4 protein-coding genes are annotated in these 2,643 nt (G+C 60.2%); all 4 read right to left on the minus strand.

All coding sequences use genetic code 11. The features are described 5' to 3' along the window. Window positions 1-422 (minus strand): RNA 2',3'-cyclic phosphodiesterase (gene thpR, locus ACH2EH_RS25800; protein ID WP_395146296.1); only part of this gene is annotated, 422 nt, incomplete at its 3' end. A 177-nt stretch (window positions 423-599) separates the two neighbouring features. After that, entirely contained in the window at window positions 600-1,127 is a 528-nt protein-coding gene (locus tag ACH2EH_RS25805) for a pentapeptide repeat-containing protein (protein ID WP_395146297.1), read from the minus strand. Further along, on the minus strand, window positions 1,127-1,702 hold the full coding sequence (locus ACH2EH_RS25810; protein ID WP_395146298.1) for a Uma2 family endonuclease: 576 nt from the start codon (window positions 1,700-1,702) through the stop codon (window positions 1,127-1,129). The genes ACH2EH_RS25805 and ACH2EH_RS25810 overlap by 1 nt, the downstream gene beginning before the upstream one ends. 9 nt (window positions 1,703-1,711) lie before the next feature. Further along, window positions 1,712-2,643 (minus strand): nicotinamide-nucleotide amidohydrolase family protein (locus ACH2EH_RS25815; RefSeq protein ID WP_395146299.1); only part of this gene is annotated, 932 nt, incomplete at its 5' end.

Below are 2,643 nucleotides of genomic sequence, written 5' to 3' on the forward strand. Positions count from 1 at the left end.
AGCGCCTCGCTCTCCTCTTTCACCCGGCCTAACGTAATGTGCGGCACCAGCCCGCCGTGCTTGGGCGCTCCCAGCGGCTCCATCCACGGCTCCACGGCCTCGACCAGCAGCTTCCACTCCTCGGCCCCCTCGCTCAAGCCCACCCAGAGGGTCTTGAGCGGCCCTTTCTTTGGGAAGTAACTCGCCCCGCCCACGCCGATCCGGAAATCTATGCGCGGCGGAACGAGAAAATCACACGCCTCAATGACGCCGGGCAGCGACGACTCCGCGATCTCGCCCAGAAACTGCACCGTGAGATGGAAGTTCTCCGGCTCCACCCAGCGAATCTTTGCATCGGGTGCACGCTCCTGCAAGCGCCGCTGAAGCGCACTAAGCGCATCCGCAAGTTCTGGTTCGAGTTCAATGGCAAGAAATAACCGCATGGCAAACTTCTGTTTTACTATACCCTATCTTTTGACAAACTCACGGAGAAATAGGGAATCCGGAAAAAGAATTTTCAGCCATCTCCCCGCGCCCCTTCGGGCCATCTCCCCGCCGCTGAGACGGTGACCCTCTTCCCCCAACACTCGTTCCTCGTTGGGAAGAGGGTCAAGGCAGTGCTAGCCACCAGGGGGGGCGCTTCCCGGAGTTCGGTACCAGCGCACCTGCTGGCGTTGCTCATCGGTAAGCAACAGTTCTGCTGCCTGGGAATAGGTGAATCTTGTGCCTTGCAGTGCTGCTCCTGTGAAGTCGCAGCCCTCAAAGAAGGAGCGGCGCAGGTCGGAAAGGGAGAGGTTTGCATCACAAAAACGAACCGATCTGAAGCGTGAGGCGCGCAGGTCACAGGCAATTAAGTCAGCGGTGCTAAAGTCCACGTCGTCAAAGTCGTTCCAACACATCCGCGACTCGCTCCAGTCGGTGTTGGAGAAATTGCAGCGCTCCAGAAAACTTCGACAAAAGAACGTTCGGGGAAGAGAGAAATTGGCGAGCTCACACTCTTCCAGGCCGCCTTTGAAGAGGCTGAATCCCAGAAGCTCGTCGTCGTGACGTGGCATTTGCGAGGGCAACGGCAGGATTTCTTCGAGAAAGCCATCTGCCAGAAGCTCCTGACAAGTTTCGTCGTAGCTCAGGCGGCGCGGCAGAAGCATCAGGGCAGCAGGTCAGCGACGACGATGCTGGCGGTGGGGTTGAAAAGCGGCGCGACGGTGTCCACTTCCGAGTAGGTTTGCAGGCTGCGGTACCCGCTGGGGCCGGGCTGGCGGCGGATTTCTACCGTGCGCTCGTTAATATTGACGATCCAGTAGTCTTCTATTCCTGCCGACGCGTAGATCGCAGCTTTGATGGTCTGGTCGTACTCCAGCGTGGTGTCGGAGACTTCAATCACCAGAGCAGCAGTTGTCGGATGAGAATTTATAAATGAGCGTCGCTCACCTTGCACGACAGCGATGTCTGGCTCGGGAACACTGGTCGTAAACTTCAAAGGAAGCTGAATCCGAACGCGAAAACCACTTGGCGAAATGGCACGGAGGGCTTCCTCGGCAAGTTCAATGGTGCCAGCATGACGTGGTTTTTGGGACATGATTTCGACAATCTCTCCTTCGATGAGTTCGACTCGCTTCTCGGGGGAGAAACCTCCCAGCGCAACGAGGCGCTCGTACTCCTCAACACTCCAGCGTAGAAGGGGACGAGACTCACGAACAGATTTTTCTAAAGTAGCGCTCATGCGGCCATTTTATCCGATCAGCGTGCGCCGGAGCATATCGAGCGCGGTCTGAGTGGCGCGAAATCTTACGTCGGCACGCTGGCCGGGAAAGATGCTTTTAGTGAGCTGCGTGCCGTTTGGCCCGGCAAGTGCGATATACACCAGCCCAACGGGTTTGTCGTCGCTGCCGCCGCCCGGCCCGGCGATTCCGGTGATGCCAATGCCAAAGTCCGCCTGCGCCAGCTCCCGCACGCCCTCGGCCATGGCGCGGGCCACTTCAGGGGAGACGGCTCCCACGGCTCCGAGTAGCGCACGGGGAATGTGCAAGAGCCCGATCTTGGTCTCGTTGGCATAGGTCACAACGCCCGTGTGAAAGACGCTCGACGAGCCCGAAATCGCCGTGATGCGCTGCGCCAGCCAGCCGCCCGTGCAGCTCTCGGCGGTGGCGACGGTCTTGCCCTGCGCCTCCAAAAGCCGCACGACCACTTCTTCCAGTGTCTGGTCGTCCTCGCCATAGACAAACGCCCCGAGCCGCGCTTTGATCTCATCAGCGACAGGTGCGATCAGTGCCTCGGCCTCGTCGGCACTCGCGGCCTTTGCCGTCACGCGCAGATGCACCTCGGCGGGCTTGGCGTAGGGCGCAACACTCGGGTTCGCGGCTGCCATCAGGTCTTTCGTTTTCGCCTCGGCCACGGACTCACCCATCCCGACAATCCGCAGTGTCCGCGAGCGAATCACACTCGCGCCCAGCCCACCCCCTAGCCCCCGCAAGCGGGGGAAAAGTTCGGTGTCCACCATCGGGACGAACTCATTGGGCGGTCCGGGAAGCGCGACCACGATCTTGCCATTTTTCTCCACCCACAGCCCCGGCGCGGTGCCGTTGGCGTTGGGGATAGGCTTGCCGCCCGTCGGCACATCGGCCTGCAAGAAAATCGCATCGCTGGTGGTGTAGCCGCGCTTCT

The organism is Armatimonas sp., from assembly GCF_043760365.1.
GTDB lineage: Bacteria > Armatimonadota > Armatimonadia > Armatimonadales > Armatimonadaceae > Armatimonas.

Excerpts from the sequence above, each read along its gene's own strand:
- ACH2EH_RS25805 (WP_395146297.1), bottom strand. The coding sequence starts at position 1,127 with ATGCTTCTGCCGCGCCGCCTGAGCTACGACGAAACTTGTCAGGAGCTT.
- ACH2EH_RS25810 (WP_395146298.1), bottom strand. The coding sequence starts at position 1,702 with ATGAGCGCTACTTTAGAAAAATCTGTTCGTGAGTCTCGTCCCCTTCTA.